Source organism: Psychrobacter sp. ER1, assembly GCF_048631835.1.
In the GTDB taxonomy this organism is placed as follows: Bacteria; Pseudomonadota; Gammaproteobacteria; order Pseudomonadales; family Moraxellaceae; genus Psychrobacter.
In genome coordinates, this window is sequence record NZ_CP184640.1 from 493986 (window position 1) to 520331 (window position 26346).

The following is a 26346-nucleotide window of genomic DNA, read 5'->3' on the forward strand; positions in this document are numbered from 1 at the left end:
GCTATTTATTATTTATACACTTGTTCAAAATAGTCGTTTATCTTTAGAAGGATCTTATAATGCAGCAATTATCTGGTTTGGCTACGCAGCGCGGTGCCAGTGTGACAAACATTGTTCTCATTATTATGCTCTTGGGTATTGCGACTAAATTGACAGTAGCTATCGTACCAGCTCAAATTGGTGACTACCAATTGACAAAGCTTTTGAGTGCACAGCTAAAAGAAGCCAATAGTAACAACGAGACAGCTAAGCAATTCGTTGAGCGTGTTGATAAGCAGTTATCAATTAACGCAGATTACGATACTAAAGCCGAAGAGGTATTTACTTTTACCGATAAAAAAACAGGTCAATTGGCTATTCATAAAGAATATGCAATAACTAACAACTTTTTAGCAATGTTGATATTATTAACCGTTTCGAAGGTGACGTCGAAATGGCAACAGCAGAGTAAGTCGCAATAGTACGACATAGCACCTTCATTATTTCATAAGATATATCAAATAATATTATTAAACTAAATCTGTCAAGCAGAAGGGATAACCACAAACCTCGCATGAAACCAACTTTGCACCATTCCCAAGCGGCTTCTACTTCCCAAAAAATAGTACGTCTGTTGACACGCTTGTTGTTAGCTCGGAATTTATTCAGCGGTTAGCAGTATTAACGCGTAAGTTAGGCTATGAGTTCAATGACTTGAGCCTTCCTAAACTTGCGCTAACGCATCGCTCATTTGATAGCAAAAAAACTATGAGCGCCTAGAGTTTTTAGGTGATGCACTGTTAGGGATGATTGTGGGTGAAGCTTTATATCATCGTTATCCTAGTCAAAACGAAGGGCGCTTGACGCGTATGCGTGCAACACTGGTGCGCCAAGAGTCGTTGGTAATTATCGCTCAAAACCTAGAGCTGTCTAACCATCTTATATTAGGAGTAGGTGAGCGCAAAGGTGGGGGTCGCAATCGTGCCTCTATACTGGCGGATGCTGTAGAATCTCTGATTGGTGCTATCTATTTAGACAGTAAAGATATGGATATTACTCGTAAATGTGTTCTCTCTTGGTATGGTGATCTGATTGATAATGTCAATGACCAAAAAGCGCTAAAGGACGCCAAGAGTCGGTTACAAGAGTGGCTACAATCTAAACAATTTGACTTGCCTAATTACGAGCTCATGGAAACGCGTGGTAATGCACCGCATCAAATTTTTGTTGTGCGTTGCCATGTTAATATCAATAACTGCCCTGATATTACTGAATCTGGTGAGAGCCGCCGTATCGCTGAACAGAAAGCAGCAGAGCTTATGATTAACCAATTGCATAAATTGCCAGGATCTGCCAAAAGACGTGTATAGCCGATATTTATTAATGCATTTTTAGATGCATAGTATCGGTTTAGGTTGGTTTATAACTTGGTAAACATACATTAAAACTACCTCACATATTATTTATTTTAAAACTTTAAGTGTTTCTAGCCCGTTTTTAATGGTGACTAAATAAATTTACCATCAAAGACTGTTCGGCTAGACACAAACCCTATAGGATTAACTTATGAGCAATCATACTGATTTGCCATCAAACAATGAAGACAGCACCCAAAATTTGGGTGAAAATACAGATATTGATTTAAGCCAAAATAATATCGAAGTTACTGAAGATACTCATGGTATTGATGCAGAAGGTATTGCATTAGACAATGATATGGCTATTGAAGAATTTTTTGCGCCAAGTGGTAATGCTCGTATGGCTGATGATTTTAGAGCAGGTTATGTGGCCATTGTTGGACGTCCAAATGTGGGCAAGTCAACTTTGATGAATCACTTATTAGGACAAAAGCTGTCTATCACTTCACGCAAACCGCAAACCACCCGTCATCGTATCCATGGCATTTTGTCAAACCATGAAATGCAAGCAGTGTTTGTTGATACACCAGGTATTCACCGCAACGAAGTACGTGCTATCAATGAACGTATGAATAAAGCGGCGGTATCGGCGTTAGTAGATGTAGATTTAGTACTGTTTGTTGTCGATTCAGATCAATGGCGTGACGATGATTTATTGACCTTGCAAAAGCTCGGTGAGACCAATCTAACAGTCGTATTGGTTATTAATAAGTCAGATACTCTAAAAGATAAAGGCAGCGTGCTACCACTTATCGAAACTTTCAACGATAGTTTCGATTTTGCTGATATCGTTCCTGTGTCTGCACTAAAAAATCAAAACTTAGATCGTTTGCAAGAAGTGATTGCCTCGCATTTACCAGTCGCTGCGCCTATTTACGATACAGAGCAAATCACTGATCGCTCTGAGCGATTTTTAGCCAGTGAAATTATTCGCGAAAAAATCATGCGTAGTGCAGGCGATGAAGTACCCTATGATTTAACGGTACAGATTGATGAGTTTAAAGACGAACCTGCACATACTGATCCAAAAACAGGGCGTCCACGCAAAGCTTGTACTTTTATCGATGCAACTATCTATGTTGAGCGTGGTGGTCAAAAAGCCATCGTTATCGGTGACAAAGGCCAGCGTATCAAACAAGTTGGTATGGATGCTCGTAAAGATATGGAGCAGTTGTTTGGTAAAAAAATCATGTTAACTTTGTGGGTCAAAGTGAAACGTGGTTGGTCTGATGATGAGCGTGCGTTGACCAGTTTGGGCTATTGATAGCGGTTAAGAACGAACGCTTCAAAAGCACTGTCTGCCTTTTAACTATTTAGGTAATAACAAATGCGTAATGAAGCGCTCGTCGGGTATTTATTGCATCAGCGTCCTTATCAGGAAAAGCGCGCTTTGTATTATCTTTTTCTCAACAACACGGTGTGATACATGGTGTTGGGAAAAAGGCGCGCCATTATTTATGCCGTTACAGCTTTTTGCTACTGGCAAACGCGATCTAAAAACCTTTAGTCAAATTAATATTGCTTCGCAAGATACAACTCAAGCTGATAGCGTTCAAAAAGACGGTGTTCAAAAAGATAGTAAATCTGCTGTCTTAGAAGCCGTACCTTACGCCAATATCAGCGGTCAACATCAATATGCTGCACTATATATAAATGAGATTCTGTGGCGGCTGTTACCTACTGAAGACCCAATTCCTGTATTGTGGCAGCATTATCAAATCAGTCTACAACAACTCAAACAGCCCTTAAGTAATAGCGAGCTTCGTCTCTGTCTACGTCAGTTTGAGCAGTATCTATTTACCGAGTTAGGATTCACTTTAACGTTAACGCATGACAACGTTGAAGATCCCATCGAGTATGATTGTACTTACCGCTTTTTACCGGATGTAGGTTTGCTCCCTGTATTAGTACATAATGAAGAGTCTGAGCATTTAGCCAGTGAGTCTGGACAGACTGTTTTTAAGGGTGCGGATATCATAGAAATGGCACGTTTAGGTATTACTGAACAGACGCTGAGCCATTGGTCAAAACTACATCGACATCTTATTGATCATTTGCTTGATTATCAGCCGCTACAAAGCCGTCTGTTGTGGCAGCAGCAGCAACGTTATCAATAACTGCATTCTCAAATATTATCGTAGTATCAACTATATAAGTTAGGCTTAATTGCCCAAAGGATTTTTTATGAGTATCTCTATGTCTACCTCATCTGAAAACAATTCAAAAAAACCTTTGTTAGGCGTGAATATTGATCACGTGGCAACATTGCGTCAAGCGCGCGGTGTGAATTATCCGAGTCCTCTAGCTGCTGCATTACTGTGCGAAAAGGCAGGAGCAGATGGTATCACTATACATTTACGTGAAGATCGCCGTCATATACAAGATGCTGATGTTTATGAAATGGCAGGGCAGTTGTCGACGAGAATGAACCTAGAGATGGCAGCAACGGATGAGATGCTTGCAATTGCCTGCGAAGTTAAACCTTTTTGGGTATGTCTAGTACCTGAAAAGCGGGCAGAGTTAACGACAGAAGGTGGTCTTGATGTTGCAGGGCAAGTCACGTCTCTAAAAGAGTATGTTTATAAACTGCAAGATTATAATATTAAGGTTTCTTTGTTTATTGATCCTGATGACAAGCAGATTGCAGCCGCAATAGAATGTGGTGCAGACGCAATAGAATTGCATACTGGTGCTTATGCCGAAGCAGGATTAGCAAATGATACTGCCGCACAGTTGGCTGAGCTTCAAAGAATTGAACAAGCAGTAGCTACAGCACAGAGCCTAGATGATAAATTGCTTATTAACGCAGGTCATGGCTTAACGTGTGACAATGTTAATGCCATTGCAAAGATTGATGGTATATATGAATTAAATATCGGTCATGCACTTATTGCAGATGCGGTGTTTATAGGGTTAGAAAGCGCTGTGACAATGATGAAAGAGGCCATGTATAAATAGGTTTGCATATATGGCTTCTATTACCCATTACATTTCGTAGGGTGGTCTGCATTAAGTTTATGTTTGACGATGCCAGATTGGTTAAAAGAGATTTGGTACATTGACTTGTTATAAGAAGAGGTAGGGCAGTATTTTATATGACCGAAGTGTCCTCGAGGTCTGCCGCTATCGCCCCAAAATTTAGTATAGTGACGCCTACCGCCAACTCTTAATTTCACTGTACTATATCTTAGGTTTAAGGATTGCTGAGTTAATAAGGTATCTACTTGAGAATCAAAATGCTTATTATTGTTTTTATCTACGAATAGCAGAAGCGTCTTATCACTGTTCCTATGGCATTGCTGTGCATCATTTGATAAACAAACTAAGACATCTTGCCGACTTATATAACTTTCGGCCTTTGCTAAAGATAAAGTGTTCTCTAACTGATGCTTGACCCGTTGGGCTTCCATTCGTGCTAAGTGCGTTAAGATGCTTGGCGCTGCAATAGCTGCGATAATTCCCAATACCATTGTCGTCACAGTTAGCTCAACGAGAGTAAAGCCGTTTGATTGCTTAGCACTGAGAATATTATTGTTCTGAAGAGTTGATTTTCTATAACTGACTAACTTCAATAGTTTATTGAATAACCTAGATGCAATAGCTAAGAAATTATCAATTCCATACCCGCCTTTTCTGCAAATAGGTAAACAAAAGGTAAAAATGACTATTCTTTTATAATGGGCCAGTACCTTACTAAGTAAGTTCATAATGCGCTACATCCTATAGCTATTTGTCATTCAAGTAGAAAACAACGTCTCACACATCCTTGTGTTGACTATCTTTCGAGCACACCAATTGTCCAGATTCTTTAAGTTTTTTCTGACTTAACTGTATATAAGACAGATGTAATTGCTAATTACTTGATTTTCAGAAGAATATTGGTTTTTTACAATATATATGTAATATATAGCGACTGTCAAAAAATGTTTCAATTAGTGAAAGAACGATATTAGCAATAGAGAAAAAATTCTAATTGTAATAAAATGCTTCAAGAAAATAGCTATCAATGGACTACTCATCTATCGCAAACTGATGTGTAAAAGATAAGAAGCGTAAGGTGTGTTAGTTCTGGGTAACTTAGACTGTTTACTGTGTTTTAGTTACAACATTATCGTGTAATAATGTGTAGCTCGTTAACGAAAAAAGTTGTAAACTGAATTAATAATCGCTAAGCTACTCCTTAATTGGTTTTGCTTTGTAACTTAAAATGCGTAAGAGATGTCTATCTTAGTACGTCTTGAGAATCGGTTTTGCTTAATGCATCACTAAAATTATCCTTTGGAGGAAGTCCATGAAATTGAATAAAATCGCTCTAGCTCTGTTCGCTGTAACAGCGGCTCCTTTAGCAGCTAATGCTGGTGTTACTATCAGTCCATTATTACTAGGTTATCATTACAGCGAAGGTGCTGATGACGATCAAGCTGACTTGTTAAAAGATTATAGCGGCAATGGTGATAGCTATTACAAAGAAGATGGTCTTTATACTGGTGCAGCACTAGGTATCGAACTTACTCCTTCTACTCAGTTTCAAGTAGAGTACGGCGTGTCAGATACTGACGCTATTCGCCAAGATGGTTCTGATAACTTTGATGCAGAACAAGAAACTATCTCTGGTAACTTCTTAATCGGTACTGAAGAGTTTACTGGTTATACAGATAATGCATTTAAACCTTATGTATTAGTTGGTGCTGGTCAATCTAAACTTGAGATTAAAGACTCATCAGGTGATAAAGTTAGTGGAACTAAAGACACTATCGGTAACCTAGGTTTAGGTGCTATGTATCGCATCAATGACGCGCTAAGCCTACGTGGTGAAGCTCGTGCGATTCATAACTTTGACAACAACTGGTGGGAAGGCATGGCTTTGGCCGGTCTAGAAGTAGTACTAGGTGGCCATCTAGCACCTACAGTAGCAGTACCACCTATGCAAGAGCCAGTAGTTGACAACACTCCAGTAGTTGTTGTTGAAGCTGATCTTGATTCTGACGGTGATGGCGTACCTGATAGCATCGATGCATGCCCAGGCACTCCAATGAACGTTGTAGTTGATGAGCGCGGTTGCCCAGTACCAGTAGACATTACTGACGAACTGAAAATGGAACTACGTGTATTCTTTGATAACGACAAGTCAGCTATCAAAAACCAGTACAAGCCAGAAATCGCTAAAGTAGCAGAGAAGATGCGTGAGTATCCTAACTCTACAGCTCGTGTAGAAGGTCATGCTTCTAAGACTGGTCCTTCAGCACGTTATAACCAACGTCTATCTGAAGCTCGTGCCGTTGCTGTTAAATCTATGCTAACTAACGAATTCGGTATCGCTCCAAACCGTCTATCAACTGTAGGCTATGGTTACAACAACCCAATCGCTTCAAACGACACTGAAGAAGGTCGTGCTATGAACCGTCGTGTTTATGCCATCATCACTGGTGACAAAACAATGACTGTTGAACAAACTAAAGATATGGTTGTTCAGTAAGTATTAGCAAAATAACCGTATAGTTAAATATACAGTTACAAAAAAGCCACCCAATGGGTGGCTTTTTTTATTTATGTATTGAGAAAAGTGAGTTATTACATAAATTTATGAATCAATAATGTTATACTAGCCACCCAAACATTCTGTAAATTAACAGTATGTACAATAGCATAGCAATCTGTATGATGAATTCGTCAGTATAGATATTTGATTGTATTGAACTTTTTTATTTGATAGCATTCTTTTCTGCGTCATCTTAGATTCAATATCTATCTGATTGATGATGAAAGTTTATTCAGCAGCGCTTACTGCTACTGCATTTTTTTAAGACGAAACGAGCATTTTATATGGCGAACGATATCAAACACCTGCGTAACATTGCAATTATTGCCCACGTTGACCACGGTAAGACAACTTTGGTTGATAAGTTATTACATCAGTCTGGTACTTTTGGCGACCGTGCAAACATTGCTGAGCGTGCAATGGACTCAGGTGATATTGAGCAAGAACGTGGTATTACCATTTTGGCTAAAAACACAGCCATCCGCTGGACAGATAAAACTTCAGAAACTGAATACCGTATCAACATTGTTGATACCCCAGGTCACGCCGATTTCGGTGGTGAAGTTGAGCGTGTAATGTCTATGGTTGACTGCGTACTTTTGGTTGTTGACGCTGTTGATGGCCCAATGCCTCAGACTCGTTTTGTGACGCAAAAAGCATTCGAACAAGGTCTAAAGCCGATCGTTGTTATTAACAAAATCGATCGTCCTGGCTCACGTCCTGATTGGGTAATGGATCAAATCTTTGACTTGTTTGACAACCTAGGTGCAAACGATGAGCAGCTTGATTTCCCAGTTGTTTATGCTTCAGCATTGAACGGTATTGCAGGTCTAGAAGCAGATGATTTAGCTGATGACATGACGCCATTGTTCAAAACTATCGTTGACGTTGTTCAGCCTCCACAGGTTGATGCTGACGCTCCGTTCCGTATGCAAATCTCAAGCCTTGATTACAACAGTTTCGTTGGCGTAATTGGTATTGGCCGTATTCAGCGTGGTAAAGTTAAACTTAACACGCCAGTAACTGTCATTGATAAGCATGGCAAAACGCGTAACGGCCGTATCCTAAAAATCATGGGTTACCATGGCCTTGATCGTATTGACGTTGAAGATGCACAAGCAGGTGATATCGTTTGTATTACAGGTATCGATGCGTTAAACATCTCTGATACTATTTGTGATCCTAACAACGTTGAAGCACTACCAGCACTAACGGTAGATCAACCTACAGTATCTATGAACTTCCAAGTAAATAATTCACCATTTGCTGGTCGTGAAGGTAAGTTTGTGACTTCACGTAACATTCGTGAGCGTCTTGAGCGTGAGTTGATTCATAACGTAGCATTGCGTGTAGAAGACACAGAGTCTCCTGACAAATTTAAAGTTTCAGGCCGTGGTGAGCTTCATTTATCAGTACTTATCGAAAACATGCGCCGTGAAGGTTTTGAGCTAGGTGTTTCTGGTCCAGAAGTTATCGTTAAAGAAGTTGATGGTAAGCTACAAGAGCCGTATGAAAACGTTGTCTTCGATATCGAAGAAGAGCATCAAGGTTCTATCATGGAGCAAGTTGGTCTACGCAAAGGCGAGATGACTAACATGGAGCTGGACGGTAAAGGCCGTATGCGTATCGAGGCAACCATACCAGCGCGTGGCTTGATCGGTTTCCGTTCTGAGTTCCTAACCCTGACTTCAGGTAGTGGTATCATGACCTCGAGCTTCTCACATTACGGTCCACAGAAGATCGGTGATGTTGGTGGTCGTTCTAACGGTGTATTGGTTTCTATGGCAAATGGTACTTGCCTAGGTTTTGCTCTATTTAACCTACAGAAACGCGGTAAGTTGTTTGCTGAGCCACAGCTTGAAGTTTATGAAGGTATGATTGTTGGTCTTAACTCTCGTAACGATGATATGACTGTTAACCCAACGACTGCTAAACAGTTAACCAACGTACGTGCTAGTGGTACTGACGAAGCATTGACGTTGACGCCAGCAGTGAAATTCACTCTTGAGCAAGCTCTTGAATTTATTCAAGACGATGAGCTAGTCGAAGTAACGCCAAAAGCGGTACGTATTCGTAAGCGCTACTTGACTGAAAGTGAGCGTAAACGTCACGGCCGTGGTAAAAAGGTGCTTAATATCAATAAGTGAGTTACTTAGTAATTCATAGTATTGATGTTTGACGCAACCACTTAGTGTCAGTAGTTTCTACGGGCAGTGAGTGATTCAAAAATGAGCAGTATAAGGTGAGCTATTAGTGGTTCACTTTATACTGCTTTTTTTATGTTGTAATCTTGGAAAAATACAGACAGAATGAATAGTGGTATTAATGTATTCAATTATTAACATGAAAGCTAGATGTGATACTAACTATATAAATATCTATTGGTTTATAGATAAATTTTGAGGAAAAAACAATGAGTATAGTTTCAGAGTTCAAAGAGTTTGCTGTTAAGGGTAATGTGATGGATTTGGCAGTCGGTGTTATTATCGGCGGGGCTTTTGCTACCATCACAAAATCTTTGGTAGATGATATTATTATGCCTATTGTCGCTTTTATCTTTGGCGGCGAGATTAATTTTGAGAACATGTTCTTAGTTTTAGGCGATACACCTGATGGTATTGCTATGACTTATGATGCGCTCAAAGAGGCAGGTGTACCTGTATTGGCTTACGGTAGTTTTATTACCGTACTTATTAACTTCCTAATCTTAGCTTTCATCATCTTTATGATGGTTAGAGGTGTCAATAAAATGCGCCGTGCTGAAGAGGTAGAGGAAATTATAGAAGAAGCAATAGAAGAGCCATCAGAAGAAGTGAAGTTGCTGCGTGAAATCAGTGCCAAATTAAGTAATACCAGTATTACGAAATAAATTATCGATTCGTTGACAATAAAAAAGGCTAACTTCTCGTTAGCCTTTTTTTCTATAAAGTATTTACTATCATCATTTATAGAATATAGAATATAGAATATAGAATATAGAATATAGAATATAGAATATAGAATATAGAATATAGAATATAGAATATTTTTACTAAAAGAGTGTTTTTATGGAGTGACCACTACATAGTCATTGGTATTAATTAAAATTTCTGACGGTTGATCGACAACGATACGTACCACGTTATTATCAACGACTTGAGATTTGTAATAATTGTCTTCTGCAACTGTGCAGCCTAAACAACGTCCCATCGCATTCCAAGGTTCAACAAATAGTTTCTGTTGTGCTTGATCTGCATTACCACCAATAAGTGAAAAAGGTAGGCTTACGATGTAAGCTGCCGTACCAGCTACAGCATTTACGAGTTGCAATGGTTTGCCAACAATCGTATCGACTACCATCGTCTCGTATGAAGGACCGAAATCAGTTTCATCAATTTCTATAGCTGCAAAAGTAGGCTGAATAGTTGCAGCTAGCAATCCTAGAGTTGCCAATACAGTAAAAAATCTCTGCTTAACTGTGCGTTGAGTTTTTGCTTTAACAGTCATAACGATATCCTGAAACTCATAGTAGTATGATTAATGGCTGCTGCTATCTTCACGCAGGAATCTTGCGGCAACAATAGGTAGGCTAAATATTACAGAAAAATAAATGATACGCACTATTTATGTAAGCGCTAGCACTATTAAAGCAAGATGCGCGCTAATAAGCAACAAAAATGAGAATAATCTAGTTATAGCTTTGGCAGTATTTGATACTTTTAAAAATAGATACTCTGCCCAGATATTAGCTTCATTTAATCTAAATATACCATAAGCAGATAGATATCATTTATTAGCTATTTTAACGGCTGACAATTTGGACAATAAACACTGGCTCTACCAGTAAGCTTGATGTTTTCTAGCGTCGTACTACAATGCAGACAGCTCTCTCCTTGTCTACCATACACATTTAAGGTTTGCTGAAAGTAACCAGTTTGACCACTTGCTACTGTGAAATCCCGTAGTGTCGAACCGCCTAATTTTATCGCTTTCTTTAAAATTTCTTTAATATGACTCACTAAAATGACAATCTGATCGTATGAAATTTGATTGGCTGGTGTAGCAGGGTGGATGCCGGACAAGTACAGACTTTCAGTCGCATAGATATTGCCAACCCCAACCACGACTTCTTGTTCCATGATGACAGATTTAATCGCTCGGGAGATGGGTTTTAGTCGTTTGTTTGCTTTAGTATTATCTGTCGATGACCCATTGCCATCTTGGCTAGATAAATCTATACGCTGGATTAAATTGTACAAATAGTCTGCGGTAAAATCTTTTGAAAGCGGCTCAGGACCTAGATGATCTAGTAGTTTATTGCCGTAATCTTTATGCCATAGTACTGAACCAAAACGTCTCGGATCATAGTAGTGTAGCTGAGACTTTTCATTATCAGCATCATTAAAGATGACAACCAGATGATCATGTTTACGCTTATCAGTACCATAGCTATGTTGCTGTAAGCTACCTGACATTCCTAAGTGAATAAGAAGCTGACGTGGTTCAACTTTGCTGGCTGATATGGGAGCGTTATTCTGTGAATCTACTGGCAGAAAATTAAGAATCAGATACTTTGCTCGGCGCTCGACACTCTCTAATGTGTAATTAGCTAGCTCGTCCAAGTTATCTGGCATCATCCATCGCAGCTTTGGTTGAAATACTTTAACATCAACTACCTGTTGCCCCAACAATGGAGCAAGACTGGCTTTAGTGGTTTCTACTTCAGGTAATTCAGGCATAGTATTTTTTGACAACTCTATTGTGGAATAAACAACGACTGGCTTAAGGTTTTATTTACACGACTGCACGGCGCGCGTGCAAAATACCATGTTGCTGTTCTAATTTTGCGAGCAACTTAGATAGATGCGCTAAGCCTGAGACTTCAATATGGAACTTTAAAAAAGCAATATTGTCGTCATTGCTTAACGTTTGAACTTGGCGAATATTGACATTTTCTTTATCAATTATCTGTGTCAAATCACGTAGCAAACCGCGTCGGTCATATGCTTCGACATGAATATCAACGGGCTGATAACGCCCCGTCTGCACTTGCCAAGCGGCTTCTATCTTGCGCTCAGGGTCACGCTCGACCAGACGTAAGTACTCTGGGCAGCCTCGATTATGTACGCTGACGCCGCGCGATAAAGTGATGTAGCCAGCAATCGGTTCGCCATGCACAGGATGACAACAACCTGCCAAATTGATTTCAATATTATCCAAACCATCGATATGGATTTTATACGCATCGAGCTTACCTGTATCTCGGTTATCTACATGCGGTACAAAGCTCTCTGGTGGAATCTCAGGTTCAAGGTGTAGCTGACGAGAGATATGACTGGTTAACTGATTCAGGCCAATATCACCTGTCACCAGCCCTACAATAATATCATCGGTCGTATTGACATGAAAATGCTGAATATAGTCGTTCAGATCAATACTATTAGGATGAACAGATAGGCGCTCAAGCTCTTTGCTAAGCATTTGGCGACCTATTTCAATATTCTTATCACGGTCTTGCTTATTAAACCATTGACGCAGTTTTGAACGGGCCCGATTGGTATGAATATAACCTAATGATGCTACTAACCAATCACGATTGGGCTCACGCGACGCCTTAGTGATAATCTCAACTTGCTCACCTGTTTTCAACTGATACGTCAGTGGCACATAGCGTTGATTGACGCGGGCCGCCTGCGCGCGGTTGCCAACTTGAGTATGCACATAGTAGGCAAAATCGAGAACGGTCGCGCCTTTTGGTAGCTCAGTAATATCACCATCACGGCTAAAGATATAAATACGTTCTAGCTCATCAAAATCAACGAGTTGCTCTTCTTCGTCAAACTCGATATCGTCTATCTCTTCGCCCGCTACAACAGCTGAGCGTGTCTCATTATTGATAGATAATAATTGGCGTAATGAGCTGATTCTTTGATTCAGATAATTGTCTTTCTTGTTCTTTAGACCTTCTTTGTAATTAACGTGCGCACACATGCCAAGCTCGGCCTCAAAATGCATCTCATGAGTACGAATTTGGACTTCAAGTGATTTATTTTCTGCAATTACAGCAGTATGTAGCGAGCGATAACCATTAGACTTAGGGTTAGTAATATAGTCATCAAACTGTTCAGGAATGTAACGCCATAAGCCGTGTACTAGGCCTAAAACGTGATAACAGTCAGAAGAGCTATTGACCAAGACGCGCAAGGCACGAATGTCATAAAGCTGATCGAAAGATAAGCCTTTGAGCTTCATTTTTCGATAGATAGAGTAGATATGTTTGACGCGCCCAGATACCTCGCCTTCAATACTGGCATCTGCTAGTGATTCATTTAATTTGTCTTGTACGCGCTGAATATAGGACTCGCGTTCGCTACGTTTTTCTGACAGCAGCTTAGCAATTTCTTTATAGCGATCAGGCGCGAGATAACGGAAAGCTAAATCTTCGAGCTCCCATTTTAACTGTGCAATACCTAAACGATGGGCTAATGGCGCATAAATAGTCATGACTTCACGTGCGACACGCGTTTGACGCTCTGGCCTAGAAAAAGTCAATTCACGCATGGCGAACGTACGTTCAGCCAGTTTTATAAGTACCACGCGCACGTCGTTGGTGACAGAGATGAGCATGCTATAAATATTTGATAGCTGATCACGTTGATTATTGACGAAATGATCTTCTAAGCGTTTATTGCTCTCAATAATCTCCGACAGCTTACCCATTGCAAGGGTATCTTTAACAAGCGTCAAAATATCTGGACCAAAGTTTTTTCCACTTCAGCGAGACTAATAATTGATTTGCGCGCACTGCGATACAGCATGGCCGCGACCAATGCGTCTTCATCTTGATAAAGATAGGTCAAAATATCAGTCATACCAATACCGGTCACATAAGCACCTGAACGCTCAGATTCACTGGTATTCATATGACTGCGAATAAACTCGCAAGCTGCACTTAGGTTGGGTACTGACTCTTGTCCAATACGCTTGGCCACATTATCTAGCCAAGTAGGTACGTCGATGTTGGCGTGGTGGTCTAAGTCGACCGCCTCAAGCTCATCGTTTGATAGCGCATTGGTATCATCCAAATACTCGTCTTCAGTGTGAGGGTCATGCAAATGATAAGTGTGTGCAGCTGAGCGATCAAAAGTAGTATGTAGCTTGTGGGTTGCCAACTGGTATTTGATGTCGAGGGGAATTTGGGCATAGCTATTGGCTGACTGGTGAGAGCGTTGGCTCGCCACCAGTTGTGCCGCAAGTGTTGCACTATCGGCCTGAGTGGTCTGTCCATCCACCAGCGGTAATCCTTCACGAATTTTTACCATAGCCGACTCCTCTTAGCTATTTTGAATTGATTATAACCTCATCTACTATGCACACACTCTGAATTAACGATCCATAAAGCGTCAGCTATAAACCAATACAACTGCTAAAAATGTTATTTTTAGCAGCTATAAAATGCGCGTAAAATATATAAAGCTATGAGTGCAAATGCTTGCTATGTAGCGATTGGAAACATCATCAAAAACATAGGAAGATTGTTTACTATTATCTCATTTTAAAGTGACAAATCAAGCGAGCCTCTGTACGGCTGTGGTCAATTACGCTAAATAATGACTATTTATTAGCACAAACTTATCAAAGCTTTGAGTTATCTTAGATAATTGTAATAACGCTTAAATGTCTCTTTAATCAGGTTCAACTATCAGTCATTTCTAGCTATCAATCATTTTTGAAAATTAATAACGTTAAACTGCTACTTTTTCAAAGCGAGCGATAGATTCAACATGACCCGTATGGCAGAACATATCCATCACGCCAGCATGAGTCAGACGATAGCCTTGTTCTAACAATGCTTTTGTATCACGAGCAAGGGTCGCTGGATTACAAGAGACGTAAACAATGCGCTCAGCATTAAATTTTGGCAAATATTGCATAATCTCCCAAGCACCAGAGCGCGGTGGATCAATCAACAGTGCATCAAAGCCTTGGTTGGCCCATGGCTTATCAGTACAGTCTTGAGTCAAATCTTGACTATAAAACTCAGTATTGTTGATACCGTTGCGACGAGCGTTGTCAGCAGCACGTTCGGTCATGGCTTCACTGCCTTCGACACCGACTACTGAGCCTGTCTCGCCAACGAGGCGCGCTAGTGGTAAGCTAAAGTTACCCAAGCCACTGAATAAATCTAATACGCGTTCGCCTGCTTTTAGATCCAACAAGTCACAAGCAAGCTTGGTCATCTGACGGTTCACAGATAGATTTACTTGAGTAAAGTCAGTAGGGATAAATTCAAAAGTCAGATCATACTCTGGCAATTGATAATATAAACGCCCAAATTGCTTGCTCAAATCATCAGCGTCTGTCAAAGCAATACGTTGGATGCTATCAACGCCTTTCGACTGCAAATATAGCTGCCAATTACGCGCCGCGAAAAAGACTTTTAGTTTGTCTATATCAGCGTCTGACAACGGTTCTAAATTACGTACGATGAGCGCAACTGGCTGATTACCATCAGGCAGCTCTGGCAGTTGCTCACCCATTGCAAGCTCAAGCTGGGCAATTTTGTCACGGCTCTCTAAAGTGCTAATAAGCGTTTTGAGGTTTTCAATCTCGAAACCAATACGCGGATCCAAGATATGACATTCATTTAGCTCTGCCAAGAAGTTACTTGAACGCTCGCGGAAGCCGACAAGCGCGGTTTCTTTTTTGACAACATAACGCACGCCCAAACGTGCTTTGGTACGATAACCAAGACGATCGCCGACCACAGGTGGGAGCCAATTGTCAGGTTCCGCGTTGGCTTGGTGCATTAGCATTTCAGCCAGTACTGACTGCTTGAAGTTTATTTGACCATCTGGCTGCCAGTGCTGCAAGTTACAACCGCCGCAGGTACCGAAATGCGGGCAGGGTGGTACAGCACGTTCAGGGTTTGGGTTAGCAGTAATGCTAATGGCATCGCCTTCTTCAAAGCTAGCACGGCTGTTAGTTATTTTTACTAAGGCGCTCTCACCGGGTAGGGCAAAGCTAACAAAGATCTTTTTGCCATGCTTGTCTTCAGCATGACCTTGAGCAACGTCAAAACCATTACCATACACAGCAACACCGCGACCATCATGTGATAAGCCATCTATATTGAATGGAATTGGCTCTGCATCTTTTAGACGACGACGTGTCTTTGATGATGGCTTTGATTTTTTCTTACTCGGCGGAATGACAATCGTTTGGGTGTCGTTTGTTTGAGCTTCATTCGCTTGAGTGTTACTATTTTGCGCTGCCATATCAGATGCTGTAGATGTTTTTGAATCGGTGGGTTGCATAAACCTGCCTTAATAATAAATAACTAGAAGAGGGGAATAAAAAACTACTAATAATGCGAATTCTATAATTCGGGTGCCGATGACCAGTCAGCGATAAACTCTTGATGTCGTGGACTACCGTCAGCTTGGGTATACTTTGCCAGATAATCATAGCTCTGCTGCTGCCAAGCATCAAAATCTTGTGAAGACAACTGTCCTGTTAGACGTAACCAGCGTAAATAAATAAGCCAAGTGTTCATAACATCAGACTCACAGTATATAGATAGGGTCTGCCAGTCACCGCTACTAACAAGCGCGCCGACCATGCTACCATCTACATCAGTTTTACCAGGTAATCCGTACAGACTTGCGACGATATCCATGGCTTCGCGGCGGCTAGCACCGTACTGGCTAAACCGATCCATCAAGTCTAAATGACGCGTATGAAAGCGATTGACATAATTGTCAAAGCGCATGTTTTTAATTCGCTCGCCTTCTTCGAACAGCCATGGCGCTGACAAATCATATTGCATGGCACGATATATCAGTACAGGTATGTCAAAGCCCGAGCCATTCCAGCTAATAAGTTGCGGCAATGTTTCAATGTCGTTAAAGGCTCTAAAGAATTTGGCTAGGATTTCCTTCTCACTAAATTTATCGGCAGTCAAAGAAAATAGCGATAACTTACCATCTTTGATATACAGAGCTGAGATACAGACGATACGCTGTAGTGGCAAGCGCATAAAGTCGTGCCCTGCCTCTTGTGTACGTATCGCTGTCAGCGCGCTTAACGCATCCGCATCGTTAAGATCGGCCAATTGCGGATAGATACGGCGTGCTGCATCGACATCGGCGACAGTCTCGATATCAAAAACCAATATAGGGTCGGATGGTAGCGCTTGTGACATAGATAATCCTGACTATTTATGAGCTTATAGTTAATTCATTATAAAAGAATAACAGCGTTAGCATTGCTTGAAGTATTACATCTGCACTTGGCCGCTTTGCACTTCTTTAAAATTAACGATACTAAATGGTATTGCTTATGCATTAATTAACTTCTGCGCTGTTATCCGTATTGCTATCGTCAACGTTATATAAACCCGTTGATAAATAACGATCGCCACGATCGCAGACAATAAAAGCAATAACAGCATTAGGGTTTGCTTTTGCCACTTGGGTCGCTGCCCATGCAGCTGCGCCCGAAGATACACCAGCAAAGATACCTTCAGTCTTCGCCAATTTACGCATATAGACTTCGGCAATACGCTGATCGATATCCATCACTTCATCAATCAAGTCTGCATCAAAAATACCTGGCATATAAGCCGCTGGCCAACGGCGAATACCAGCAATAGAGGCTTCTTCGTCAGGCTGTAGGCCGATAATTTTGATGTCTGGGTTTTGCTCTTTTAGATAGCGTGATACACCGGTAATCGTACCTGTCGTGCCCATTGAGCTAATAAAGTGCGTAATTTTACGGTCGGTCTGTGCCCATAGCTCAGGGCCTGTAGTCAGGTAATGTGCTTGACTATTGTCATGATTATTAAACTGATCCAATACAATCCCTTTGCCATCTGCTTGCATTTGTAATGCCAAATCGCGCGCAGCTTCCATACCTTCATCTACTTCAATCAGCGTTGCGCCATAAGCAATCATGGCATCTTTACGCTCTTGGGTAGAGTTGGTTGGCATCAGCAACGTTATCGGGTAGCCACGCATCGCAGCGACCATGGCCAATGCAATACCAGTATTGCCACTAGTGGCTTCAATCAACATATCGCCAGGCTTGATATCACCGCGTTGTTCTGCTTGATAAATCATATTAAAAGCAGGACGATCCTTTACAGAGCCCGCTGGATTATTGCCTTCAAGCTTAGCTAATACTGTGGCACCATTGGCAATGTGCTCTTGCTCAGGCAGACGTTGAAGTTTCACCAATGGCGTTTGACCAACGCAATCAGCGAGGGTGGTGATTTGAGTAATAAAGTTAGCATTTGACATGGCCGTAGTGGACATAAAGTATCCTTTTATATTTTTTAGATATGTTTTTAATGGCTTATTTTTGATGGAAGCGCTGTTCTTATTGTTTGATCATAATTTTAGATAGTCGCTGTGTATATAGGTTTACAGTGATAAGCGAGCTAAAAACGAAAGGCATTAGAGTGCGCTCTCATATGTTATGACTATGAGCGATATATTGTGGTAAATAAAAAGTGGCTTTATTATATCATTTTGTTTTCAGCTGCGCTTATCGCATCAAAGATTAATAGTCACTGTATCAGGTCAATGTCAATGTTACGTTGAGGATTGCAAAAGTAGAACTGTTCGCTTAAAGCCATTTTTTCTTTGATACAGAGTGGTTGGTACTCTAATTATAACGTTATTCATCATATGGAATGCCTAACCAGAACTTATAGAATCCTGTTAAGATAATCTTGAACTATTTATCAATTGTCTTATCAAAATTAGTGAACTTATTAATGATTAATAGCTTCATTAAGAGTAGCCCCTTACCCAAATACTCTGATACGACATGCTACAAGTATCACGAATACTGACATTATTACGAAAATTCACGGCAAGAACCTTAGTAGAGAGTAGACCTAGCATGGCATATAAAAAACGTTTCGATACTAGTAGTGCTTATGGTCAGCTGATCATACTGGTGTTTTTGCCTATCTGTGTGTTGGCAGCAGTAGGCGGCATCTTGGTATTTCACGAAACCATGCGTGCAAGTGACTCGGAGCAAGAAGTATTGGCCGAAGCGGTACTTATTCGCTATACACCAGTCATAGCTGAACTGATTCCTGAGCTGCTAGAACAAGAGCGCCAGCAAGTAGGGAGTAGTGCTGAAGGTACTCAGCGAGCGGCGATGACGACGCTAGAAGGTATCCAAGATAAGCTTGGACGTATGCAGTCCGAGCAGCATGTACAGCGTATTGCTATTATTAATGAAGGCAATCAAATACTGGCAACAGTCGGTTATGGCCTCAATGAAGAGTGGCCATTAATCAGTGATTCCGCAAGCTTTTTGTCACAACGACCAACGCCTGTAGGCACGGCGTATGGCAGTGTATTGGGAGAGTTTGAAGGGCAGACGTTGTGGTTACTTGTCGATATGGATAATGAGCCGCTCTACATTGCACGCTACCGTATTGCGATGGCGTTAGTGATTACTGGTTTATTTACTATCCTGATTCTACTACTGAGTTTAAATATCTATTCGAAACGTTGGATTGCCCCCATTTATGAGCTGCGGTTGCAGTTGCAACGTACCCATGTTGATAATTTATACCAACCTGTACCCGTTGAGTCAGATGGCGAGCTGAATTTGTTACAGCAAGATCTAGTCAGAACATTGCGCCGCTTACATAGAAGCTTTCAAGAGCTCAAAGACCATGCCGAGCAAACTGAGGATGATTTACGGTTGGCATTTGATGAGATGGAGATGCAAAACATTTCTATTCGAAATGCACGTGATGCAGCTATTTCAACCAGCCAAGCAAAGTCTGCATTTTTAGCCAATATCAGTCATGAACTGCGTACACCATTGAACAGTATCGATGGTTTTATTAACTTGCTGGCACGTCATGGCGAGCTCAATCCTGAGCAGGACTTGTATGTACAGACCATACGTAAGTCCTCAGCACATTTACTCGCTTTGGTAAATGATGTCTTAGATTTTTCTAAAATTGAGGCAGGCAAGCTAGTACTGGATCGTCATGAATTTGATCTTTATGACACTATTTATGATGTGGTCGATATGCTATCTCCGGTCTCTGCGGAGAAGGGTTTACGCATGGCAGTGCTGTTTTACAATGATGTGCCGATGCGCATCAACGGCGATGCGTTACGTCTTAAGCAAGTATTGACCAATATCGTTGGTAATGCCATTAAATTTACGGATAGTGGTGATGTGGTGGTGCGTGTGAGCTTAGATGACCACCGTGATAACTATCTGATGATTAGCGTGCAAGATAGCGGAAAAGGCATTTCTCTAGCAGATCAAAAAATGCTGTTCCAAAGCTTTAGCCAAGGCGATCCATCAATCACGCGTCAGTATGGCGGTACAGGGTTGGGTCTAGTCATCTCCAAACAGTTAACTCGCTTGATGGGCGGAGATATTGGATTTCATGATAATGCGCAAGAAAATATTGCCAATCAAGGCGCGACATTTTGGTTTCGCATGCCAGCCCATGTCGACGTGCTAGAGGCGGCCACAGGGCAGACGATTGAATTACCAGTATTAGCGCCACTGGCGAGTGAGACCGATGAATTTAATGTGTTGGTTTGGATCAATCATACCGCTTCGATACAAGTGCTCAAAGCCAGCTTGCAGTATTTACCAATTAAGTTGACTCAAGCCAACTCATTACCGGGTGTACTGGAGTCGTTGAAAGAGCACGGTAATTATTGGGATTGGGTCATTGTTGATGATGACACCCAAGACGATATGATGGCGCTCCTCAAGCAAATTCGTCTGCATTATCAAGGCAAGCTTGCTGTATTCGGCTATCAAGTGGCGGCCGATCAAGCGCTACTCAACCGCTATCATGCCAACATACTTTATGAACCATTAGACAAAAGACAGCTGTACGCGATGCTCGATACCCAAAGCCGTAGTACGCCGCAAAGCCTGCAGGAACCACGCTGGAAAGGGGTCACGGTGCTGGCAGTTGATGACCATTTGCCTAATTTACTAGTGCTTGATGCTCTATTGAGTGAGTTAGGGATTCAGGTAGTCACGGCGAGCAGTGGGTTTGATGCTATCGAGATTATCAGTAAACAGCAAACCAAAAACATCAAAACTGCCAAGAGCGATAAGCAAAGCCTATCGAATAAAACGCAACTTTCTAAAGCAGAAACGCGTGATGAGATAAACAAGAAAACAAACAGCGCGCTCTATCATGAGGACACGAGCGCTGATGATAAAGCGGCTACGCAAGACAAAGATAATATTGATTTGATATTTATGGATATTCAAATGCCGCGTATGTCAGGTCATGAGGCGGCTAAGCAGATTCGAAATATCGAAAATGCGGATAGTCGTATCCCTATTATCGCTCTGACAGCTCATGGGTTGGCAGATGAACGTGACAAACTTATAGCCAGCGGTATCAATGACTATGTCGGCAAACCTATTAGTCAACCTCAGTTATTACAGGTGCTACAGAAATGGCTTGGTCGCAAGAGTACCACACCACAATTGACCGCATTGCCCGATACAGATTTGCAGAGCTTTGGCTTACAGCACCCTGATTTGCAGGATGATAATTTGCAGGATGATAATTTACAAGATGCTAATGTACAAGGTGCTAACGTAAAGGGTACCGACCCAGCAGGGGCTGAGTTAACTCCTATTGACTCGCTGCGCGGTTACTCAATTAACGATAATGATTTATCAAATGATTTACTCTCTAACAATGTAAATGGGCAAGAGACTCAAGCCAGCTCAGGTATGTCTTCAGATGACTCAACCGCTACTTATCCAATAATAAGAGGAGACGGGGTAGATCGTAACAGCACTTCTGTCAGTAGCGAGCCAAAAATTACCCGTCCACTATCCCTGAAAAAATCCGTGATGACTATCTGCGCGATAGCCAGCCTCGTGAAGGCTATAGACGAGATACTGCGCGTGATATTCAGCCGCGCTATGAAAGCTTACGTCTACAAAAAGGTCAATCGCCACTACTACAATCAACAACAAAATCTATCGACAACTCTCCAGATAGAAGCATTCAAGACAGTAGTTCTCAAGATGGGACAGCTAACGCTAACTCAGCTTTACACGAGCAAATCAATAATGACCTTAGTAACAACAATATAAGCAAAAGTGATACTTCAAACATTTTAGATTGGCAAGATGCGCTCACTCGTTCAGCGAACAAACCTGAATTGGCGGCCAAGCTGATTATCATGATGATCGATACTATCAATGATGAAAAACAAGCGCTTATTCAGGCATGGGAAGCGCATGACCGCAATATGTTGGCACAAATTGCCCATCGTATATTGGGTGGGAGTCGATATACAGGTGTACCACAACTGCGTCAGGCTAGCCAAGATTTGGAAGATAAGTGCCTGCTGAATGTACAGCATACAACACCTGTGCAATTTGCAATGATTGAGCCATATTATGAGGCATTATTAACGGCGCTAGACAACCTGCAAAAGGTAGATTTATCATCTTATCCGCAGCTTAATTATCATCGCTTAAGCGAAAATGACATGACGTGGAAAATGATATAAGTTGAGGGTAAGGTAAAGCAGATAAAATCATTCAGGTTCAGAAAGCGATAGGTAGTCTTGTTAGATTTGCTTATCGTTATCAACTAAACACTCTATATCTGCTGTATATGAAACTCACTATAGTATCGTGGCAGTCAGTTATTACTACGGTACAACAAAGACAAGCCTGCTAATATTGTGAATATCAGCACCATATTTATTTTATTCATTAATAAGGATTGTTATGAACGCGATTGCAAGTTACCAGTATGAGACCTTACAAGTTAGTATTACAGACAACATACTGACGGTTACCTTAAATCGTCCACATAAAAAAATGCTATGAGCTTTCAGGTAATCAATGAGCTGATTAAGCTGGCAGGTCGTATTAGCAAAGACAGAACCATACGCGCAGTCATTCTAAATGGGGCAGAGGAGACGTTTTGTGCAGGTATTGATTTAGGAGACTTAAATCATCCAAAAAACACAGCATTTGCGCTTTGGGAATTGATTAAACCATGGCAAAGTGCGTTCCAACGAGTATGCTTGGTATGGCGTGATCTGCCAGTACCTGTCATAGCGGTATTGGAAGGGTATTGTATCGGCGCTGGACTACAGTTGGCATTGGCTTGTGACGTACGTGTCAGTCACCCTGACTGTCAACTATCTATTATGGAAGCTAAATGGGGGTTAGTGCCAGACATGGGACTGACCCAGTCAGCATTTGGAGTTCTAAGAGAAGACACTTTAAAAGAGCTCGCCATGAGCGCTCGTATCATCGATGCTAATGAAGGCAAAGAATTAGGCTTGATTAGCCATTGTAGTGAAGCACCTCTTGAACAGGCACAAAAGCTTGCTGCCGAGTTTGCAGAGCGCTCTCCTGATGCGGTGCTAGCAAGCAAACGCGTGATAAATGCGATGTATGATCAACCTGCTAAGACTTTATATAAAGAAAAAGCATGGCAGCTTAAAATGATGCTTGGTCGTAATCGTAAGCTTGCCCTCAGAAAAGCAAAGCAGGCCAGCACCTTTTTTGGCAAACGTCAATTCCGCTAAATTTTTGCTATCAGTAAATTTTCTAGTGTTATTTTCGTTTGATTCATTCTAATAAAAGAAATTGCTACCTAAGAAAACCAGACATATTTTGATAAATTATTTTGACGATCTTTAATTGTTAGCGGTTGTTTCGCCATTATCTTATAGCCATTGAAATGCAAGCAGATAGCACGATATAGCATTGTCTGCTTGCACCGATGTGGGTAAAGATGCACTATTGTTGTTAAAGGTATCTATTTTGATTACTGGATAAGCCAGTAAAATGACGAAAGCCTACCTAACAACACGTGCAAGCAATTAAACGTCGAAAAATAAAATATCAAAAATAATAGCCACTATATAAAACGGTCTAAATATGTCTGCTTCAAAACCCTCCCTTCCAAACAAACCTATCGCTTCTGAGCGAGTGCGCTCTGCTGATTTGCCTGTTGCATGGATTATGATGCTTGGGCTGATGGTTGCGGTGGGCCCATTATCCATTGATATGTATCTGCCAGCGCTACCATCGATGGCCGATGATTTCAGTGTTTCAACGGCCTTTATGGCCAACTCTGTCCCTGCATACTTTTTAGGTTTGGTATTTGGGCAGCTATTTTACGGACCTTTTAGTGATCGTGTTGGCCGTGTCAAACCTTTATATATAGGTATGACGTTATACGTTATCGCTTCTATCCTTTGTGCGACCACTGATAATGAGTACGTACTGTTTGCAGGCCGTACTTTACAAGCGTTGGGCGCGTGCGTCGGTGCAGTAGTTACTCGTGCCGCAATTCGAGATCGCCTCACTGCCAAACAAACGGCGAAAGCTTTTTCCATCATGATTTTAGTAATGGGCTTAGCACCCATATTGGCACCATCGCTTGGCGCGCTATTCTTACAGTTTTTTGATTGGCACTCTATCTTTTGGTTCTTAGCTGCATTTGGCGCTCTAAACTTGCTACTTACTAAGTTTTTCTTTTTGAAACTTTGACAGAAGAAAATCGCAACGTACGCCCTGCAAGAGAAGTGGTCAGTCAATATTGGGACTTATTAAAAGACCCGACTTTTAACTATCCAGCAATTGGTGGTGGATTGTTAATGGGAGCGATGTTTGTCTATATCAGCTCGGCTTCAGAGTTAATTATGGATACCTATGGCGTCTCAGCGACACATTTTGGTTGGTTATTTGGAATGAATGCGGCAGGTTTTGTAGGTTTGACTCAGCTGAACCAGTGGCTTACCAATCGCTTTCGAATACTAAGTATTTTGCGATTTGGGGCGATGATGCAGGTTATCTCTGCGGGTGTGCTATTCGTGATTGGCTTGCTTTTAGGGACGGATGCTTGGCTACCACTAGTGCTGGCTTGTATTTTCTTTTGTATCGCAGGACTGGGTCTGACTCAGCCTAATGCTTCTGCAATTGCGCTTGCTTTTCAGAAACGCCGTGCTGGTATGGCAAGTGCATTACAAGGCTCGCTAATGTTTTCAGTCGGTATCTTTGGCGGTTTATTATTGAACCTGTTTCCAGTCAACCCAGTCCTCAAGGTCGGTATTGCTCTGTTCTCACTAATGAGTTTCGGTTCTTTCCTGATTTGGAAGATTGATCGTAATCTCAATTTGGACGACGCAGAGTAACAGCATCTCTATTTTAAGTTAACTGTATTTAAAAAAAGCATTTATACGTTCACAGCGTATGAGTGCTTTTTTGTACGCTTTATTTATTTTTATTCAAAGCCAAATTAAATTTTATAGGCGTTTTATATGATGGAATTTATTGATTATAAACGAGTATATGTTTTTTATGGTTATATGCAGCCTTTGCTATATATGGCTTACCTTAAATAATGACCAAACATAATTATTGCAATCGTGAAATTAGGCAAGTACTATCTAGCGTAACTTTCTGTAAGTGAATATGTATAGACATTGCTTAACCTTGCTAGATTGTCAATTAATTAAAATGTAAAACAACGTTAGGTTTCAAGGATAGATTATGAAGCAGTTATATCGAGCGTTACCGATTTTGTTGAGTGTTGGCCTATTTGGCTGTGGTAATTCTGCTACTCAAGAAAGTGCAAATACACCAGTAAAGGAAAATACAGATAGCTTTGTGAGTAAGCTACCTGATACAGCGCCAACATTGAAAGTTGCCATGACTGGTGATTTGCCGCCTTTTTCATTCCAGGATGACTATGGCAATATGCAGGGCACTGATGTTGATTCAATTCGTGCTATTGGTGAAGAGCAGGGGTTCAAAGTCGAGTTTTATAAGGAAACTTGGCAAGACATGTTCGATAGCGTCGAAACAGGAAAGCGTGATCTAGCGATTTCTGGTATTTCTTACAAAGACGATCGGGCAGTGAGATATGGTCTATCAACACCATACTTTTTCAACCCAGCTACTATCATGTATTTGGAAGGTAAGTTCGATATAAAAGGCTTAAACGATATAAAAGGTCTAAAAGCAGGTACGTTAGAAGGCTCTAAAGAAGAAGACACGCTAAAAGAGATGGGCAGTTCAGTTGAGCTAATTTCAAGACCTACAGCATTTTTGGCGTATCAGGATTTGGTTCAAGGTAATACGGATGTCTTCTTGTATGATATGCCAGTCTTGCAATATATCGTCAAAGGCTATCCTGAGCATAAAGTGAAAATTGTACCTTATGAAGCTGCAGATGCACCTTCAGCCCAGCAAGTGGTGCTCATGGCAAAAGAAAATACCCAGCTTATCAAAACGGTTAATGAAGGTATTGCCAAACTAAAAGAAAAAGGGACATTTAAAGAAATTGAGGCGCGCTGGTTGGGTGAAGCTGACCCTGCTGAAAAGAGCGACTCTGACACCAATACTAAGCAATTGAACTAAGGAATT

At 41.2% G+C, this 26346-nt stretch carries 15 protein-coding genes and 5 pseudogenes; 13 read left to right on the top strand and 7 right to left on the bottom strand.

Going from position 1 to position 26346, the window contains the following annotated elements; all coding sequences use genetic code 11:
* Positions 1-59 precede the first annotated feature (59 nt).
* The 5 genes and pseudogenes from ACOBWA_RS02255 (at position 60) to ACOBWA_RS02275 (ending at position 4355) form a co-directional block, all read left to right on the top strand.
* A complete protein-coding gene (locus ACOBWA_RS02255) occupies positions 60-461 on the top strand; it encodes a DUF4845 domain-containing protein (RefSeq protein ID WP_420230107.1) in 402 nt (133 codons plus the stop codon).
* Between the two features lie 92 nt (positions 462-553).
* Positions 554-1349 (top strand): annotated as a pseudogene (gene rnc, locus ACOBWA_RS02260) (ribonuclease III).
* Positions 1350-1695: 346 nt separating this feature from the next.
* Positions 1696-2661, top strand: a complete 966-nt coding sequence (era, locus tag ACOBWA_RS02265) for a GTPase Era (RefSeq protein WP_057762330.1) — start codon at positions 1696-1698, stop codon at positions 2659-2661.
* A gap of 63 nt (positions 2662-2724) precedes the next feature.
* Positions 2725-3514 (top strand): annotated as a pseudogene (recO, locus tag ACOBWA_RS02270) (DNA repair protein RecO).
* A 67-nt stretch (positions 3515-3581) separates the two neighbouring features.
* On the top strand, positions 3582-4355 hold the full coding sequence (locus ACOBWA_RS02275; protein ID WP_228706785.1) for a pyridoxine 5'-phosphate synthase: 774 nt from the start codon (positions 3582-3584) through the stop codon (positions 4353-4355).
* A 20-nt stretch (positions 4356-4375) separates the two neighbouring features.
* Here ACOBWA_RS02275 and ACOBWA_RS02280 read toward each other — a convergent pair whose 3' ends face one another.
* Positions 4376-5104: a GspH/FimT family pseudopilin gene (locus ACOBWA_RS02280; RefSeq protein WP_420230108.1), complete on the bottom strand. Its 729-nt coding sequence runs from the start codon at positions 5102-5104 to the stop codon at positions 4376-4378.
* Between the two features lie 584 nt (positions 5105-5688).
* On the opposite strand from ACOBWA_RS02280, the gene ACOBWA_RS02285 reads away from it, so the two are divergent.
* The 3 genes from ACOBWA_RS02285 to mscL all read left to right on the top strand — a co-directional run bounded on the left by ACOBWA_RS02285 (position 5689) and on the right by mscL (position 9805).
* Complete coding sequence (locus tag ACOBWA_RS02285; RefSeq protein WP_420230109.1) at positions 5689-6873, top strand: OmpA family protein; 1185 nt, start codon at positions 5689-5691, stop codon at positions 6871-6873.
* A gap of 347 nt (positions 6874-7220) precedes the next feature.
* Positions 7221-9083 (top strand): translational GTPase TypA, encoded by a 1863-nt coding sequence (gene typA, locus ACOBWA_RS02290; protein WP_420230110.1) that lies wholly within the window; start codon positions 7221-7223, stop codon positions 9081-9083.
* A gap of 266 nt (positions 9084-9349) precedes the next feature.
* A complete protein-coding gene (gene mscL / locus ACOBWA_RS02295; protein ID WP_420230111.1) occupies positions 9350-9805 on the top strand; it encodes a large conductance mechanosensitive channel protein MscL in 456 nt (151 codons plus the stop codon).
* Positions 9806-9981: 176 nt separating this feature from the next.
* On the opposite strand, the gene ACOBWA_RS02300 is transcribed toward mscL, so the two are convergent.
* The 6 genes and pseudogenes from ACOBWA_RS02300 to cysM all read right to left on the bottom strand — a co-directional run bounded on the left by ACOBWA_RS02300 (position 9982) and on the right by cysM (position 18230).
* Positions 9982-10422, bottom strand: a complete 441-nt coding sequence (locus ACOBWA_RS02300) for a hypothetical protein (protein WP_420230112.1) — start codon at positions 10420-10422, stop codon at positions 9982-9984.
* 290 nt (positions 10423-10712) lie between these two features.
* Positions 10713-11654, bottom strand: a complete 942-nt coding sequence (gene mutM, locus ACOBWA_RS02305) for a bifunctional DNA-formamidopyrimidine glycosylase/DNA-(apurinic or apyrimidinic site) lyase (RefSeq protein WP_420230703.1) — start codon at positions 11652-11654, stop codon at positions 10713-10715.
* Positions 11655-11709: 55 nt separating this feature from the next.
* Positions 11710-14237: pseudogene (locus ACOBWA_RS02310) on the bottom strand (RelA/SpoT family protein).
* A gap of 423 nt (positions 14238-14660) precedes the next feature.
* Complete coding sequence (gene rlmD / locus ACOBWA_RS02315) at positions 14661-16232, bottom strand: 23S rRNA (uracil(1939)-C(5))-methyltransferase RlmD (protein WP_420230113.1); 1572 nt, start codon at positions 16230-16232, stop codon at positions 14661-14663.
* Positions 16233-16294: 62 nt separating this feature from the next.
* Positions 16295-17119 (bottom strand): 3'-5' exonuclease, encoded by an 825-nt coding sequence (locus ACOBWA_RS02320; RefSeq protein WP_057758412.1) that lies wholly within the window; start codon positions 17117-17119, stop codon positions 16295-16297.
* A 142-nt stretch (positions 17120-17261) separates the two neighbouring features.
* Complete coding sequence (gene cysM, locus ACOBWA_RS02325) at positions 17262-18230, bottom strand: cysteine synthase CysM (RefSeq protein ID WP_420230114.1); 969 nt, start codon at positions 18228-18230, stop codon at positions 17262-17264.
* A 592-nt stretch (positions 18231-18822) separates the two neighbouring features.
* Between cysM and ACOBWA_RS02330 the strand changes: the two genes are divergently transcribed.
* The 5 genes and pseudogenes from ACOBWA_RS02330 (at position 18823) to ACOBWA_RS02350 (ending at position 26340) form a co-directional block, all read left to right on the top strand.
* A complete protein-coding gene (locus ACOBWA_RS02330) occupies positions 18823-22041 on the top strand; it encodes an ATP-binding protein (protein WP_420230115.1) in 3219 nt (1072 codons plus the stop codon).
* An 89-nt stretch (positions 22042-22130) separates the two neighbouring features.
* Positions 22131-22463, top strand: coding sequence for an Hpt domain-containing protein (locus ACOBWA_RS02335; protein ID WP_420230116.1), 333 nt, complete (start codon positions 22131-22133; stop codon positions 22461-22463).
* Between the two features lie 223 nt (positions 22464-22686).
* Positions 22687-23498 (top strand): annotated as a pseudogene (locus tag ACOBWA_RS02340) (crotonase/enoyl-CoA hydratase family protein).
* Between the two features lie 355 nt (positions 23499-23853).
* Positions 23854-25112: pseudogene (locus ACOBWA_RS02345) on the top strand (multidrug effflux MFS transporter).
* Positions 25113-25470: 358 nt separating this feature from the next.
* Positions 25471-26340: a transporter substrate-binding domain-containing protein gene (locus ACOBWA_RS02350; RefSeq protein ID WP_290175554.1), complete on the top strand. Its 870-nt coding sequence runs from the start codon at positions 25471-25473 to the stop codon at positions 26338-26340.
* The last annotated feature ends 6 nt before the right edge of the window (positions 26341-26346 follow it).

Bases quoted from the DNA above. Each gene is read 5' to 3' on its own strand.
- rlmD (WP_420230113.1), bottom strand. From the start codon at position 16,232: ATGCAACCCACCGATTCAAAAACATCTACAGCATCTGATATGGCAGCG.
- ACOBWA_RS02255 (WP_420230107.1), top strand. From the start codon at position 60: ATGCAGCAATTATCTGGTTTGGCTACGCAGCGCGGTGCCAGTGTGACA.
- ACOBWA_RS02275 (WP_228706785.1), top strand. From the start codon at position 3,582: ATGAGTATCTCTATGTCTACCTCATCTGAAAACAATTCAAAAAAACCT.
- mscL (WP_420230111.1), top strand. From the start codon at position 9,350: ATGAGTATAGTTTCAGAGTTCAAAGAGTTTGCTGTTAAGGGTAATGTG.
- ACOBWA_RS02285 (WP_420230109.1), top strand. From the start codon at position 5,689: ATGAAATTGAATAAAATCGCTCTAGCTCTGTTCGCTGTAACAGCGGCT.
- ACOBWA_RS02330 (WP_420230115.1), top strand. From the start codon at position 18,823: ATGGCATATAAAAAACGTTTCGATACTAGTAGTGCTTATGGTCAGCTG.
- ACOBWA_RS02320 (WP_057758412.1), bottom strand. From the start codon at position 17,119: ATGTCACAAGCGCTACCATCCGACCCTATATTGGTTTTTGATATCGAG.
- ACOBWA_RS02350 (WP_290175554.1), top strand. From the start codon at position 25,471: ATGAAGCAGTTATATCGAGCGTTACCGATTTTGTTGAGTGTTGGCCTA.
- cysM (WP_420230114.1), bottom strand. From the start codon at position 18,230: ATGTCCACTACGGCCATGTCAAATGCTAACTTTATTACTCAAATCACC.
- ACOBWA_RS02280 (WP_420230108.1), bottom strand. From the start codon at position 5,104: ATGAACTTACTTAGTAAGGTACTGGCCCATTATAAAAGAATAGTCATT.
- mutM (WP_420230703.1), bottom strand. From the start codon at position 11,654: ATGCCTGAATTACCTGAAGTAGAAACCACTAAAGCCAGTCTTGCTCCA.
- era (WP_057762330.1), top strand. From the start codon at position 1,696: ATGGCTATTGAAGAATTTTTTGCGCCAAGTGGTAATGCTCGTATGGCT.
- ACOBWA_RS02300 (WP_420230112.1), bottom strand. From the start codon at position 10,422: ATGACTGTTAAAGCAAAAACTCAACGCACAGTTAAGCAGAGATTTTTT.
- ACOBWA_RS02335 (WP_420230116.1), top strand. From the start codon at position 22,131: ATGATGATCGATACTATCAATGATGAAAAACAAGCGCTTATTCAGGCA.
- typA (WP_420230110.1), top strand. From the start codon at position 7,221: ATGGCGAACGATATCAAACACCTGCGTAACATTGCAATTATTGCCCAC.